The 14,055-nt window shown below is 41.0% G+C and carries 16 protein-coding genes; 14 read left to right on the forward strand and 2 right to left on the reverse strand.

Annotated features, from left to right (window positions below; all coding sequences use genetic code 11):
- The first annotated feature begins 54 nt into the window (after positions 1-54).
- The 13 genes from alaS to N1I86_RS13415 all read left to right on the forward strand — a co-directional run bounded on the left by alaS (position 55) and on the right by N1I86_RS13415 (position 11,616).
- Positions 55-2,697: an alanine--tRNA ligase gene (gene alaS / locus N1I86_RS13355; RefSeq protein ID WP_341096714.1), complete on the forward strand. Its 2,643-nt coding sequence runs from the start codon at positions 55-57 to the stop codon at positions 2,695-2,697.
- 62 nt (positions 2,698-2,759) lie between these two features.
- Positions 2,760-3,023, forward strand: a complete 264-nt coding sequence (locus tag N1I86_RS13360; protein WP_003355459.1) for an IreB family regulatory phosphoprotein — start codon at positions 2,760-2,762, stop codon at positions 3,021-3,023.
- 4 nt (positions 3,024-3,027) lie between these two features.
- Entirely contained in the window at positions 3,028-3,444 is a 417-nt protein-coding gene (ruvX, locus tag N1I86_RS13365; RefSeq protein ID WP_003355457.1) for a Holliday junction resolvase RuvX, read from the forward strand.
- A gap of 49 nt (positions 3,445-3,493) precedes the next feature.
- The gene (locus N1I86_RS13370; protein ID WP_003355456.1) at positions 3,494-3,802 is read left to right on the forward strand and encodes a DUF1292 domain-containing protein; all 309 of its coding nucleotides are present in this window, start codon (positions 3,494-3,496) and stop codon (positions 3,800-3,802) included.
- Positions 3,803-3,924: 122 nt separating this feature from the next.
- Positions 3,925-5,034, forward strand: coding sequence for an endolytic transglycosylase MltG (gene mltG / locus N1I86_RS13375; protein ID WP_270583163.1), 1,110 nt, complete (start codon positions 3,925-3,927; stop codon positions 5,032-5,034).
- Between the two features lie 206 nt (positions 5,035-5,240).
- Positions 5,241-5,894, forward strand: a complete 654-nt coding sequence (locus tag N1I86_RS13380) for an O-methyltransferase (protein ID WP_270583164.1) — start codon at positions 5,241-5,243, stop codon at positions 5,892-5,894.
- Entirely contained in the window at positions 5,884-6,816 is a 933-nt protein-coding gene (locus N1I86_RS13385; protein WP_341096716.1) for a peptidase U32 family protein, read from the forward strand. The genes N1I86_RS13380 and N1I86_RS13385 overlap by 11 nt, the downstream gene beginning before the upstream one ends.
- 99 nt (positions 6,817-6,915) lie before the next feature.
- A complete protein-coding gene (locus N1I86_RS13390) occupies positions 6,916-8,193 on the forward strand; it encodes a peptidase U32 family protein (protein ID WP_003355450.1) in 1,278 nt (425 codons plus the stop codon).
- A 4-nt stretch (positions 8,194-8,197) separates the two neighbouring features.
- Positions 8,198-8,833, forward strand: a complete 636-nt coding sequence (udk, locus tag N1I86_RS13395) for a uridine kinase (protein WP_270583165.1) — start codon at positions 8,198-8,200, stop codon at positions 8,831-8,833.
- A 101-nt stretch (positions 8,834-8,934) separates the two neighbouring features.
- Complete coding sequence (gene greA, locus N1I86_RS13400) at positions 8,935-9,411, forward strand: transcription elongation factor GreA (RefSeq protein WP_003355448.1); 477 nt, start codon at positions 8,935-8,937, stop codon at positions 9,409-9,411.
- Positions 9,412-9,810: 399 nt separating this feature from the next.
- Positions 9,811-10,440, forward strand: a complete 630-nt coding sequence (locus N1I86_RS13405) for a YrrS family protein (RefSeq protein WP_003355446.1) — start codon at positions 9,811-9,813, stop codon at positions 10,438-10,440.
- A 26-nt stretch (positions 10,441-10,466) separates the two neighbouring features.
- Positions 10,467-11,162 carry a 5'-methylthioadenosine/S-adenosylhomocysteine nucleosidase gene (gene mtnN / locus N1I86_RS13410; RefSeq protein WP_048623728.1) on the forward strand — a complete coding sequence of 232 codons (696 nt, stop codon included), beginning with the start codon at positions 10,467-10,469 and terminating at the stop codon, positions 11,160-11,162.
- 259 nt (positions 11,163-11,421) lie between these two features.
- Entirely contained in the window at positions 11,422-11,616 is a 195-nt protein-coding gene (locus tag N1I86_RS13415) for a YrhC family protein (protein ID WP_327823964.1), read from the forward strand.
- A gap of 322 nt (positions 11,617-11,938) precedes the next feature.
- Here N1I86_RS13415 and sigK read toward each other — a convergent pair whose 3' ends face one another.
- Positions 11,939-12,652: an RNA polymerase sporulation sigma factor SigK gene (gene sigK, locus N1I86_RS13420; protein ID WP_003355443.1), complete on the reverse strand. Its 714-nt coding sequence runs from the start codon at positions 12,650-12,652 to the stop codon at positions 11,939-11,941.
- Between the two features lie 656 nt (positions 12,653-13,308).
- A complete protein-coding gene (locus N1I86_RS13425; protein WP_003355441.1) occupies positions 13,309-13,434 on the reverse strand; it encodes a sporulation histidine kinase inhibitor Sda in 126 nt (41 codons plus the stop codon).
- Positions 13,435-13,629: 195 nt separating this feature from the next.
- On the opposite strand from N1I86_RS13425, the gene N1I86_RS13430 reads away from it, so the two are divergent.
- Positions 13,630-14,025: a hypothetical protein gene (locus N1I86_RS13430; RefSeq protein WP_003355440.1), complete on the forward strand. Its 396-nt coding sequence runs from the start codon at positions 13,630-13,632 to the stop codon at positions 14,023-14,025.
- The last annotated feature ends 30 nt before the right edge of the window (positions 14,026-14,055 follow it).

Below are 14,055 nucleotides of genomic sequence, written 5' to 3' on the forward strand. Positions count from 1 at the left end.
ATAACTCTAGTTTTTCATTGTACATACAGAATTGTTTATGTAGGAGGTTATATCATGAAAAAATTAACTGGCGCCCAAATACGCCAAATGTTTTTGGACTTTTTTAAAGAAAAAGGCCATCAAATTGAACCGAGCGCATCACTCATTCCAAATAATGATCCATCTTTGTTGTGGATCAACAGCGGTGTGGCCACTTTAAAAAAATATTTCGATGGCAGGGTGGTACCGGAAAATCCGCGAATTACAAATGCTCAAAAATCTATTCGCACTAATGACATTGAAAATGTGGGGAAAACGGCTCGCCACCATACGTTTTTCGAAATGCTTGGAAACTTTTCTATTGGAGATTATTTCAAAGAAGAAGCCATTGCATGGGCATGGGAATTTTTGACCGATCCAAAATGGATGGGTTTCGAGAAAGAAAAGCTTTCCGTTACCATCCATCCCGAAGATCAGGAAGCCTATGAAATTTGGAACAAGAAAATTGGGATTCCTGAGGAGAGGATTATTCGTTTGGAAGGCAACTTCTGGGATATAGGCGAAGGGCCAAGCGGTCCCAACTCGGAAATTTTTTATGACCGCGGTCCGCAATATGGAGACGACCCTAATGATCCTGAACTGTATCCTGGCGGTGAAAACGACCGCTACCTGGAAATATGGAATTTAGTATTTTCCCAATTCAATCATAATCCGGATGGCACTTATACACCGCTTCCAAAGAAAAATATTGATACCGGTATGGGTCTTGAGCGAATGGCTTCCGTTGTTCAAGAAGCGGAAACGAACTTCGATACCGATTTGTTTTTGCCTATTATAAGAGCTACTGAAAAAATTTCAGGAGAAACTTACGGAAAAGATCCGGAAAAAGATGTTGCATTTAAAGTGATTGCCGATCATATTCGTACGGTCACTTTTGCCATTGGAGACGGTGCATTGCCTTCCAACGAAGGAAGAGGCTATGTTCTTAGACGATTGCTGCGCAGAGCTGTCCGCTATGCGAAAAAGATCCATATAAATCGTCCTTTCATGTATGAACTTGTCCCAGTTGTGGGAAACATTATGATTGACTACTATCCGGAAGTAAACGATAAAGCTGCCTTTATTCAAAAAGTCGTGAAAAATGAAGAAGAACGATTCCATGAAACACTGCATGAAGGTCTTTCTATTCTCGAATCGGTGATCCGTAAGGCAAAAGTACAAAATCACAAAACGATTAGCGGCGAAGATGTCTTCCGCCTATATGATACGTACGGATTCCCGGTGGAGTTAACGGAAGAGTATGCAGAAGAAGAAGGCTTGAAAATCGACTATGAAGGATTTGAAAAAGAAATGGAACGTCAGCGGGAACGAGCCCGTTCAGCACGTCAAGACGTCGATTCCATGCAAACTCAGAACGTTCTTCTGCAATCCATTACAACGAAAAGCGAATTTATCGGATATGATCAGCTGGAAACAGACGCAGTGGTAGAAGTGATTTTGAAAAACGGAGAAATAGTTTCAAAAGCCAGTGCAGGCGACACCGTCCAATTCATCCTCAATCGGACTCCTTTTTATGCAGAAAGCGGCGGTCAAATCGCAGATAAAGGAGTACTTGTAGCTGATCATGTGAAGGTCACCATTCAAGATGTACAAAAAGCGCCAAATGGACAGCACCTTCATAACGCCGTCATTGATGAAGGGATTCTCGAACAAGGACAATTGGTTCACGCGCAAGTTGATAAAACGGCCCGTGCAAACGTGACTCGAAACCATACAGCTACTCACCTTTTGCATCAGGCGTTGAAAGATGTACTTGGAAATCACGTTAACCAAGCAGGTTCGCTGGTAGAACCTGAACGGCTGCGTTTTGACTTCTCCCATTTCGGTCAAGTGAGTCCAGAAGAATTGGAAAAAGTTGAAGCGATTGTGAACGAAAAAATTTGGAAAAGCCTTCCGGTCGGAATTGAATATAAAGGACTGGAGGAAGCAAAAGCACAAGGTGCGATGGCTTTATTCGGCGAAAAGTACGGCGATATTGTCCGCGTTGTCTCCATCGGAGATTACAGCTTGGAGCTGTGCGGTGGCTGCCATGTGCCGAACACGTCAGTTATCGGGTTGTTTAAAATTGTTTCCGAGACGGGGATCGGCGCTGGAACCCGCCGGATTGAAGCTGTCACAGGTGAAGGAGCATACCAGCTGTTAAACAGCCAAGTGGCGTTATTAAAAGAAGCGTCTGAAAAATTAAAGACGCATCCAAAAGACATTTTGACGAAAATTGACAGTATTCAAGCAGAAATGAAAGAATTGCAGCGTGAAAATGAATCACTTGCTGCAAAATTGTCCAATATAGAAGCGGGCAGTCTTATCAATCAAGTGAAACAAGTTGATGGAATCAATGTGCTGTCGGCGAAAGTCGATGCGTCGGATATGAATCAATTGCGAAGCATGGCAGATGAATTAAAGCAAAAATTGCCGTCAGGAATCATCGTTTTAGGTTCCGTTCAAAAAGAAAAAGTGAATTTTATCGCTGGCGTGACGAAAGACCTTGTGGCGAAAGGATTCCATGCAGGAAAACTTGTAAAAGAAGTGGCCGCTGTTTGCGGCGGGGGCGGAGGAGGCCGCCCGGATATGGCTCAGGCCGGCGGGAAACATCCGGAAAAAACGGAAGAAGCGCTCGCTTTTGTCGAAGAGTGGGTGAAATCCGTTTCCATTGAATAAAAGATAGTGTACAATATGGGTAAATGGACTGAAGGCGTGAAGCCGAAACGAGGTGCGAGGGAATGAGCTCTTTTGATCAGACAATGAAATTCCATTTTTCAGATGAGCCTTTTGATCATGACGTGAAAGAAATTCTTTTCCAAGTTTATGACGCTCTTCAAGAAAAGGGATACAATCCCATTAATCAAATTGTTGGCTATTTGCTTTCAGGAGACCCAGCTTATATTCCCCGGCATAAAGATGCCAGGAACTTGATTCGAAAATTGGAACGGGACGAAATTATTGAAGAATTGGTGAAGACGTATTTGAAGCAGCGAGAGGAATAATCATATGAGAACTATGGGGTTAGACGTGGGCTCCAAAACAGTCGGCGTTGCGATAAGCGACGAATTAGGCTGGACAGCCCAAGGGATTGAAACCATCAAGGTGGATGAAGAGAAAGGCGATTTAGGTTTCGACCGTTTAAAAGAACTAATCGAAGATTATCAAGTCGATAAGATTGTGGTCGGGTTGCCCAAAAACATGAATAACACGATCGGCCCGAGAGGAGAAGCTTCTCAAGCGTATGCGAAAAAACTAGAAAAAGAGTTTTCTCTTCCCGTTGTGCTCTGGGATGAAAGGCTGAGTACGATGGCTGCCGAAAGAGTTCTGTTAGAGGCGGACGTGAGCCGCAAAAAAAGAAAAAAAGTCATTGACAAAATGGCTGCTGTCATGATTCTACAAGGTTATTTGGATAGTTTGAAATAACTGTTGGAAAACAATGCGGCTGCCGTTCAATAAATAATGAGGTGAAAAGATGGAACACGGAGATCAACATATTACTGTGGTAGATGAAGAAGGAAATGAGATTTTATGTGAAGTGCTTTTTACATTTGATTCCGAGCAATTTGACAAATCTTATGTGCTCTATTATCCGGCGGAAACAACCGATGATGAAGAAATTGAAATTTTTGCCGCTTCTTTTCATCCCAGTGAAGGAAATTCCGGTGATCTCGAACCGGTAGAAACCGAAGAAGAATGGGATCTTATTGAAGAAATGCTGAATACGTTTCTCGATCAAGAAGAAGAGCACGAACATAATCATGAACACGAACACGAAAAATAATCATTGGAGAATTTTTCAGGCCGTTCTAAAATTTAGAACGGCCCTTTTCCACGTTCTGTAGTATAATGATGGATGGAAAAAATGATCGATTGATCCCGTTTTATGTCGGAAGGGGAAAGAGAATGTCGAAGTTTCATTGGGATTTAACTGACTATAGAAGAAAAAAAAGAAAAAGAAACTTTTTTTTATCACTATTTGCTGTCATTGTTGCCTTGGCAGCAGTGGTCTTTTTTTATATCTACCAGTCGCTGCAGCCAGTAGATAAGGGAAATCGCACACCGGTCAAAGTGACCATCCCCCAAGGGTCAAGCGCCGCAAAAATCGGAGAAATCCTAGAAAAAAAAGGTATTATCCGCAATCAACAAGCCTTTAAATATTACATACAATGGAAGGGAAAAACAGGATTCCAAGCTGGAACCTATTATTTTGCGCCCTCCATGTCTCTTGATGATATCATACGTGATTTGCAGAAGGGAAATTCTTATGAATTTGCCAAAATCGTATTCACGATACCAGAGGGACGTCAATTGCGCGAGATTGCCAAAACGATTAGCAAACATTCGCCTTATGATTACAATACCGTCTGGAATCGTTTAAACGACCGTGCTTTTATTCAGCAATTGATCAAAAAATATCCGGATTTGCTGACAAAGGAAATTTTGAATCCAAAAGTAAAATATCCATTAGAAGGGTATCTGTACCCGGCTGTTTACGCTTATTATGATCCGAAAACTCCGCTGGATACGATCATTGAAGATATGATCGCCAAAACAGATCGCGTCCTATCTCAATATCAAAAAGCCATGAAGGTCAAACATTTGACCCCTCATCAATTGCTTACAATGGCTTCTCTTATTGAAGAAGAAGCGACAAAGAAAGCGGATAGACGTAAAATCTCCAGCGTTTTCTATAACCGGCTGGCCAAAAAAATGCCGCTGCAAACAGATCCGACTGTGCTTTATGCACTCAACAAGCATAAAAGTCGTGTCGTATATAAAGACTTAAAAGTGAATTCGCCATACAATACGTATAAATATAAAGGATTGCCCCCTGGTCCCATCTCAAATTCCGGAATATCTTCTTTAGAAGCAGCTTTAAATCCGGAACAAACGGATTACCTGTATTTTCTTGCGGCGCCTAGCGGGGATGTTTATTATGCTAAAACGTTGGAAGAACACAATCGATTAAAACAAAAATTTATTACCAATTACTACGATGCTGAAAAGAAATAAGAGCTATTAGCATTTATGATAAAAGTATGGTAAACTAGACAAAGTTAAACTTCCGCCAATTGTACTCCTCGGCATCAACGGTCGGGGGAAAAGGCTTTTTAGAAGACGAAATGAAAGACGAGTGGAAAGCTTTCGGGCTTTCTGCTTTTTCTTGTCAATCGATTTTCGCTTCTTTTCAATTCATTTAGCAGGAATGGGGAAGAAAGATGGAAGAAAAGATAGCACAATACTGGCAGTCGCTCCTTCCTGAAAAAACGCTTTTCATTCAGGAGATGGAACAATTGGCGAAAGAAGAACATGTTCCTATTATGGAATCGGCCGGCATCGAAACGATGCTGCAATTTATGAGAATCCAAAAGCCTAAAAAAATTCTCGAAATCGGCACGGCGATTGGATATTCAGCGATTCGAATCGCACAAGCCATCAGCGGGTCTGAAATTGTCACGATTGAACGTGATGAAAGCCGCTACAATCAAGCGATTCAATTTATTCGTCGGGCAGGTTTAGAGAACCGCATTTCCGTGATTTTGGGCGATGCATTGGAAGTGGCAGCGGAAGCAGGCGAGATGGGGCCTTATGATGCCATTTTTATCGATGCAGCAAAAGGTCAGTATCAAAAGTTCTTTGAAATGTACACACCGTATTTAGCGGAAAACGGTGTTGTGTATACTGATAATGTGCTCTTTAAAGGACATGTAGCTGAAACGGATATAGCAAAGAAGCGAATTCGCCAATTAGCATCCAAAATCCGTCAATATAATCAATGGTTGGTGAATCATTCGTCCTTTTCGACGATGATCATTCCTGTTGGCGACGGGCTGGCAATCAGTATTTATCGAGGTGAAAAAGATGGTAAATAAACCAGAGTTACTCGTTACTCCTACCAGTGTTCAAGATATTTTGCCTTTGTGCGATGCTGGAGCAGATGCATTTATGATAGGGGAGCAGCGATATGGGCTCAGACTGGCCGGCGAATTTTCTCGCGATGACGTGAAAAAAGCAGTTGAACTTGCACATTCGCGAGGGAAAAAAGTATATGTGGCAATGAATGCCATCTTTCATAATGAAAAAGTCGAAGAATTAAAAGATTATATTCTGTTTTTAAAGGACGTAAAATGCGATGCGATCGTTTTTGGCGATCCTGCGGTGTTGATGACAATCCGGGAAATAGCACCAAATATGAAATTGCATTGGAGTACGGAGACTACGGGAACCAATTGGTATACTTGCAATTACTGGGGGCGCCTTGGATCAAAGCGTGCCGTTTTGGCTCGTGAATTAAGCATGGATGCCGTCATTGAAACAAAAGAACATGCCGAAGTGGAGATCGAAGTTCAAATACATGGTATGACTTGCATGTTCCAATCGAAGCGTGCTTTGCTTGAGAATTACTTTGAATATCAAGGAAAAATGTTGGAAATAAAGAATAAAAACCAAGACAAAAATATGTACCTTTATGATAAAGAACGGGACAATAAATACCCGATTTTTGAAGATGAAAACGGTACTCATATTATGAGTCCAAACGATGTTTGCATGATCGATGAACTCACCGAAATGGTAGAAGCAGGAATCGATAGCTTCAAAATCGACGGCGTACTAAAAGAACCGGACTATATCATCGAGGTGACAAAACTGTATCGCAAAGCAATCGATTTATGTGCAGAAGATCCGGATGCCTATGAAGAAGTGAAAGATCAGTTATATGAACAAATAGTGGCCATCCAGCCGAAGCATCGTCCATTGGATACGGGCTTTTTCTTTAAGGAAACGGTTTATTAATTAGGGATTGTAGGGAATGCCAAGTTGAATACAGCCCAATGGAGATTGAGTGGAGCGGATGTTTAAGTCTTTGTCTATATTTTAAAAGGAGGCATCGGAATGTCTACGATATTGAAAGATAACATTTCACAAATTGTTGACGGAAAACGAGTGATCGTCAAAAAACCAGAGTTGCTGGCGCCTGCCGGCAATTTGGAAAAGTTGAAAATTGCTGTCCATTACGGCGCCGATGCTGTCTTTCTCGGAGGGCAGGAATATGGATTGCGCTCCAATGCCGATAACTTTACCCTTGAAGAAATAAAAGAAGGGGTGGAATTTGCGAAGAAATACGGCGCTAAAATTTATGTCACAACCAATATTTATGCTCATAACGAAAATATGGACGGACTAGAAGAGTATTTAAAAGCTTTGGAAGATGCAGGGGTAGCTGGAATTATCGTCGCTGATCCGTTAATCATTGACGCGGCTGGACGCGTTGCTCCTAAACTGGAACGACATTTGAGCACGCAGCAGTCTTTAACGAATTGGAAAGCTGCCCAATTTTGGAAGGAGCAAGGACTCGAGCGTGTTGTGCTTGCGCGTGAAACAAGCGCGGAGGAAATTAAAGAAATCAAACAAAAAGTCGATATTGAAATTGAAGCGTTCATCCATGGCGCTATGTGCATCGCTTATTCAGGAAGATGCGTTTTAAGTAATTATATGACAGCACGCGATTCCAACCGTGGAGGATGCTGCCAGTCCTGCCGTTGGGATTACGACCTCTATCAATTAAACGGAGACAAGGAAAAGCCTTTATTTACTGAAAAAGATGCTCCGTTTGCGATGAGTGCCAAAGATTTGAAATTAGTCGAATCGATTCCGAAAATGATTGAACTCGGGATTGATAGTTTGAAAATAGAAGGCCGAATGAAGTCCATTCATTATATTGCGACTGTTGTCAGTGTATATCGGCAAGTGATTGATTCTTACTGCGCGGACCCGGATCATTTTACGATGAAACAAGAATGGCTGGATGAACTTGAAAAATGTGCCAATCGTGAAACGGCTCCTGCCTTTTTTGAAGGGGGAGTACCGGGTTATGAAGAACAATTATTTGGCACACACAGCAAAAAAACAGCTTTCGATTTCGCGGGGCTGGTATTGGCTTACAATCCGGATACCCAAATGGTGACATTGCAGCAACGCAACCATTTCCGTCCGGGAGACGAAGTGGAATTTTTCGGCCCTGAAATCGAAAATTTCACCCAAACCATTGGAACGATTTGGGATGAGGAAGGAAACGAAATCGACGCTGCGCGCCATCCTTTGCAGATTGTACGATTTAAGGTGGATCGCCCGCTTTATCCATACAACATGATGCGAAAGGAGACAAAATAGCTAGATGGATAAAAAGCCAGTGATCATCGGGGTTTCCGGCGGTTCCGGCTCCGGAAAAACGAGCGTTACAAAAGCAATATATAATAATTTTAAAGGACACTCCATTTTGGTATTGGAGCAAGATTCCTATTATAAAGACCAAAGCGATGTGCCTTTTGAAGAACGATTAAAAACGAATTACGACCACCCTTTGGCTTTTGACAATGACCTATTGATTGAGCACTTAAAAAAATTGCTTAATTATGAACCGATCGAGAAACCGGTTTACGATTATACCATCCATACTCGATCTAACGAAACGATCCATGTAGAACCGAAAAATGTCATTATATTAGAAGGCATATTAGTACTGGAAGATGAAAGGCTTCGCAATTTAATGGATATTAAGCTCTTTGTGGATACCGATCCAGACTTGCGCTTCATAAGACGCTTGACACGAGACATAAAAGAGCGCGGTCGAACTTTAGAATCCGTAGTCGAACAATATATTCAAGTGGTTCGTCCAATGCATAATCAATTTATCGAACCAACGAAACGGTATGCGGATATTATTATTCCGGAGGGCGGTCAGAACCATGTAGCCATCGATTTAATGGTTACTAAAATTCAAACGATTCTTGAACAAAAATCAATTTTGTAATAACATGTTTAAAAAAATACAATAGATATGAATAGAAAAGCGAAACATTGCTAGTTGTTTTTTCAATTAGAGATGGACAGCTTAAAAAGGAGTGAAGGGACATGTCTACGGAGAAAGAATATCCAATGACACGGGAAGGAAAATTAAAACTGGAACAAGAACTTGAATACTTAAAAACGGTGAAACGGAAAGAGGTAGTTGAAAGAATTAAAATTGCCCGCAGTTTTGGTGACCTTTCCGAAAACTCAGAGTATGATTCTGCAAAGGAAGAGCAAGCATTTGTTGAAGGACGGATTAACACGATTGAAACGATGATCCGCAATGCGAAAATTATTGAAGATGATGAATACAATCCGGATACAGTAACGCTTGGAAAAACGGTTACCTTTGTGGAACTTCCAGAAGGAGAAGAAGAAAGCTATACCATTGTAGGAAGTGCAGAAGCTGATCCTTTTGAAGGCAGAATTTCCAATGATTCACCTATAGCGAAAAGCTTATTGGGCTGCAAAGTAGGCGATGAAGTGACCGTGCAAACACCGGGCGGGGAAATGTCTGTAAGAATTGTTGCAGTAAAATAAGAAAAAGGAGGGCTGAATGCGAAAGCGTTCAGCCTTTTATGCATGAAGCTCAAGTTGAATTCTCCCTTGTTTTGTTGCTTTTTGCGTTTCGGCTCATAAAACAATATGGAAGATCTCGGCTATTTACATAATCTTTTTTAAAAATTGGATCATCATAGTAGAATAATGTACAAGAGCGACTTCGAATTTGGTTAAAAACGAATAGAAAGTCACTTTTCAACGGACGGGATATATGGTACATTTCATCATGTTGCAAGGGATGGTTTCTTGCACATCCGTCAGTGTGTACCAATGGAGATCAAGAATGGGAAGGGGTAGTTGGCCCTAGAGGAAGTTTCACTTTATCAGCAAACATGATAGAATGATGAATAATCCCCTAAGAGAGGAGAAGGTTTTTCCATGAATGATCAATATCCGTCTCGTTCAGAGAAGCGATTGAAACGAAAGAAAACGAATCGCATTTTAAATACGGCGATTGTTGTGGTTATTATTTTAATTATTCTAGTAGCTTTTTCTATTTTTTCCGGCGGAAATGATGATGAAACATCGAAAAAAACAAGCGATGAGCCGAAAACTTCCCAGCATGAAACAGCGAGCGTGAATAATAAGGACAAGCAGGAATCTAAACAGGAAAAGCATACGAAGAAGGAGAAAAAAGAGAAGAAAAAGGAAGAGAAAAAAGAAAAAGTGATTGTTGAACAAGGCGGCGGTCCCAATGTCGAGGAGACGATCAAGGATCCCAACTGGGAGCCGGTCGCCACTCAGCAAAGCGGAGAACATGTGTCTTCTTTTGATACGAATTCCGTCGACTGGAAAGAAAAGGTGAAGGCGCTTTCTTATGCTACCGGCATTCCCGAAGACAGCATGACTGTATGGTTTATAAGCGGCCAAGGACCTGATAAGGCCATTGGAACGGTTTCTCCGAAAGGCCGTAAAGATGATGCGTATCGGGTATATATAGAATGGGTAGATGGGAAAGGATGGAAGCCTGTTCAGGTGGAAAAATTGATGCATAACGATAAAGGCTAACCCAAGTTGGAATAGGAGGAAAAAGGGTGAAAATCGCAATCATTGGCGCCATGGAAGAAGAAGTGGCGATTTTACGCAATCAAATCGAATCTAGCAGTACTGACAAAATAGCGAACAGCGAATATACATCCGGCAAGCTAAAAGGGGCAGATGTCGTCTTGCTTAAATCGGGCATCGGAAAAGTGAACGCCGCTATGTCAACAGCTGTGTTGCTTTATCACTATCAGCCGGATGTGGTGATTAATACCGGTTCGGCAGGAGGATTGAACCCTGAATTGCAAGTAGGAGATATTGTGATCTCAACAGAAGTACGCCATCATGATGTTGATGCCACCGTATTTGGATATGAATATGGACAGGTGCCGCAGATGCCTGCCGCGTATTTGGCGGATAAACGTTTAATTGAAACGGCAGCTCGATCTGCAGAAACATTGACTGGGGTTCAAGTTGTCAAAGGGCTGATCACGACGGGAGATTCTTTTATGAGCGATCCGGATCGCGTCGAATCGATCCGTCATAAATGGAATGATTTGCAGGCAGTTGAAATGGAAGCTGCAGCTATTGCACAAGTATGCTATCAATTTGGTACACCTTTTGTCATCATTCGTTCTCTTTCCGATATTGCCGGCAAGGAGTCGAATATCAGTTTTGATCAGTATTTAGAAAAAGCGGCTCGAAATTCCGCTGAACTAGTGGTTAAAATGGTAGAATCTTTAAAATAGATTGCTACTATCATTATTTTTAAGATGATTTTCCAGACCTGTATTTAAGTTACTAATTCATGATCACTTCCTCTGTGCTAAAGTAGAAGAAAGGGTTTGAACCCATCTTTTAGAACGGCCTTCAAAGACACGAATCCGGCTGCCCCGCTATTTCTCGAATGTGCCTTAAAGCTGTTTTTGGTTCATGTTTTTTATGGAAGTGAAGACAACCAAGAATAACGATTGTACGTTCAAGCTTTAGTATGGAGGTATAGGTCGAATGGAAAATCAATGCAAAAAAATAAAAGAGAAAATAGTAGATTTCAAAAGGTTTGGATGTACTTTGACGGCGCTAAGTGTTTTTCTTTATTTAGGTGTGGTTTTGCCGGTTGAAGGGAAAACAGAGATCCAGACCAATATGCTGATGGCAGGTACAATGGTTTTGATCATAGGGTCTGCTCTTTTTTTTCTATAAAGCTCAGAAATATCATGTTCAATTGACTGAGTACGAAGAAGATGACTGAAGAAATTGGAAGAGAACGGATATTGTGCTGGTATTTTCCCTATTTTCAATATATGTAATACCATCCATCTTTTTACAAAAAATGATATGATATTTGTGGCACTCTTAGTGTAAGATGTAAGAAGGGGTGGTTCGATGGCATTAATGATTCTTGGATTGCTTCTTGCGACGACTATCGGTATCGTGATTGCGCTCGAGGTTGGAGCCGAATAGTGCCTAAAAAGGAAGAGCCGAGATACCTTTAAGGTGTCCTGGCTCTTCCTTTTTACCTTAGTCAGGCTCCATCTTTTTCTTTTTCTTCTCGATAAAACTCATGAAACATTTTCATAAGTGCGCGCTTTTCAATTCGAGAAACATAGCTGCGTGAAATGCCGAGTTCTTTGGCAATTTCCCGTTGTGTTTTTTCTTCCTGCATATTCAATCCAAACCTGCCGATGATCACTTCTTTTTCTCTTTCATCAAGTACCCGTAAATATTTCATTACTTTTTCCAGTTCCATGTTTAATTGAATTGTATCAATCACATCTTCAGATTCGGATTTTAAAATGTCAATGAGCGATATTTCGTTTCCTTCTTTATCTTGCCCGATTGGATCGTGAAGAGAAACGTCTTTTTTCGTCTTTTTTAATGCTCTTAAATGCATTAAAATCTCATTTTCTATACAGCGGGCTGCATATGTGGCCAGCTTTGTTCCTTTTCCTTCTGAATAACTTTCAATTGCTTTAATGAGCCCTATGGTCCCGATAGAAATCAAATCTTCCGGGTCTTCTCCTGTATTTTCGAACTTCTTGACAATGTGGGCGACAAGGCGCAAATTGTGCTCGATTAATAAATTTCGTGCTTCTTCGTCGCCTTCTGCCATCCGTTTTAAATAGATTTTTTCTTCATTTGGGGACAGAGGCTGGGGAAACGCGTTGTTTTTTACATAGGAGACGAGAAAGAGAAGTTCTTTAAAAAAATACGAAAAGGCTGAAAATACTCCAAACATAACATCCCCCCTCAAAAGGTGTGCCTATTCTCTATTCATATGCACATGGGGGAACATCATTGCACGTCCTGTTTTTTCTCCATCCGATTTAATGAAATTTCTCAGCAGATTGGATGTTCATCCATCCGGGATGGTGCATTCGTTTCTTACGGTGGAAAAATCGTCGAAGTCTAAACAATCGGATAAAATATTCTTTTTCGGAAAACGTTAGCGAAAGTGCACTTGATTGGTCACAGACATTTTTTTTCGAGACCTTACGCGTTCAATGAAAGCGATAGCCATTATGTTAAGACGAGAGGGAGAAATAGCACCTTTAAGGAAGAGGAAATCATGAGAGCGGCGGCAGATGCTGTTTGCGCTGTTCATGACTGGTGCACGGCATTCTTCCTTTCCCTCCACAATCTGGACAATGTGCTTTGAAAATATAGAATTTCGGAATGGTTCCTTTTCCGTTGCACGTTTGGCAAATTTGAATCACCTTCATCTTTTGAGACCTTCTTTCTTCTTTTTCTGCTTATTTTATTCATTACCTTTCGGCAAGGTGTTATTCATGATTCAGCTCATAAATGGCCATTTTTGATTAGAGTTTTAGAAACAAAAAAAAAGCCCGGTGTTTTGGCACGGGCAGAAAAAAGAATGGGATTAAGAGGAAACCTTTACGTTCGATTCAAAGCTCGACGATCCATTTCTGTTTCAATGAGGCGAATAAATTCAGGACTTAACTTGAGTTCAATTGCCTTATAATAGGTTTCAATTAAAAGCTCATCTGATAATAGTCTCATACATCTTTCACCTCCAATGAAACGTTCTACTTGTGAACCGTTCTGCATATCATGGTAGGTTATTCAAGTTGTATCTTTACTTTAGCAGATTTTTCTAAATAGAACAAGCGTTCTATTGTCCACATCGATAAGTGGATAAGCTGTGGTTAACCTGTTCATAAAAGAAATAATGGGTTATTTTACTGGAAGGAAAATGTGAATAAAGTTATCCACAATGGGGGATGCAGGGAATTTGTCGAAAAGTTTTTCCGACGAAACGGTCATATTTTATTGAAAATCAAAGTCTCTTTTCATCTTCAATCATGTATGAAATGGAAAAAGCAAGCCGTTCGGCAAAATTCGATCTTCCTTATAAAGAATCAAGTTTCAATGGTCGGTTGGCATTTTAAAACTCTATCTTCGGACCTTCTTTTTTGGAAGCAGGCGGAGTGTCGGCTTGGCGCTTACATGATAATGAAAAAGACGATTTTTGCATTGTCTAAGTTAAATTTTACAGTGATGATTGCGAAGTGGGCGAGACTCCTGCGGGAAAGCTCGCGGATCGCCCGCAGAAAGCAAGTGAATTTTGCGATCATCAACAATTCTCGATAAAAAAGGGGTCCCCAGGTCATTTTACTGCCT

The sequence above is a fragment of the Bacillus sp. FSL W8-0116 genome, from assembly GCF_038003825.1.
Classification (GTDB): Bacteria; Bacillota; Bacilli; order Bacillales; family DSM-4216; genus Bacillus_O; species Bacillus_O smithii.